This window comes from Streptomyces sp. NH27 (assembly GCF_056859195.1).
Map to the genome: position 1 here is coordinate 1 of NZ_JACEGK010001019.1, position 850 is coordinate 850.

Here is an 850-nt window from a genome sequence, read left to right on the forward strand (position 1 = left end):
GGTGATCTCGGACAGCAGCCCCGTGGACGCGGCGACCGCGCCCACCGCGAGCGCCGCCGACGAGGCCAGCTGCCCCGTCCGCACGGGGTGGTGCCTGCGGCGGCCACGGTGGCCGCGCGGCGCTGGCTGCGGGGCCGCGGGCTGGGCATGTCGGCTGTGACGCCCCATCGCCGCACTCCTCTCATTGCTCGCCTGGACTACTCCGAACGGGTGAAGCCGTTGAGGGGGGACTGTAGCGAATGTTGCCCATGGCGGACGAGGTCCGGAGGTCAAGAGGCCGCGACCGGGCGGATCATGGCGGGATAGCGTGCCCACATGAACGAACATGTCCGGCTCACCGCCTGGGTCCGCGGCCGGGTGCAGGGCGTCGGCTTCCGCTGGTGGACCCGGGCGACCGCCCTGGAGATCGGCGGGCTGGCCGGATACGCGGGCAACCTTTCCGACGGCCGGGTCCAGGTGGTCGCGGAAGGCGCCTTCGAGCAGTGCGAGCGACTGCTGGAATGGCTGCGGCACGGCGACACGCCCGGGCGGGTCGACGGGGTGACGGAAATCTGGGGGGTCACTCGGGGTGGATACCAAGGATTCGAGATCCGATGACCACAACCCGTTGCCTTCCGGCGATCGGCGTGTCAGGCTGCCCCCAAGTGAGGATGATCGCCAAGCCTCGCGCACGAACCACGCGGGCAGCCCGCGGCGCATGTCGGCGCCGTGCTTTCTGAGGCGGACCCGACGGCTGGGCTGTGATCGTGTTGACCGTCCCCCGTTTTGGTGAGACGCTGGAAGCCCCGCGCATCGCGGCACCAATGAATGATATGGAAGCCGCGGCATCGAGTTTTGCGCGGGAGCGTAC

General features: G+C 70.1%; 1 protein-coding gene. It reads left to right on the forward strand.

Annotated features, from left to right (window positions below):
• Nucleotides 1-315 precede the first annotated feature (315 nt).
• Nucleotides 316-597, forward strand: a complete 282-nt coding sequence (locus AC13HU_RS37770; protein ID WP_483046524.1) for an acylphosphatase — start codon at nucleotides 316-318, stop codon at nucleotides 595-597.
• The last annotated feature ends 253 nt before the right edge of the window (nucleotides 598-850 follow it).

Coding starts and splice junctions, on each gene's coding strand:
- AC13HU_RS37770 (WP_483046524.1), top strand. CDS start 316: ATGAACGAACATGTCCGGCTCACCGCCTGGGTCCGCGGCCGGGTGCAG.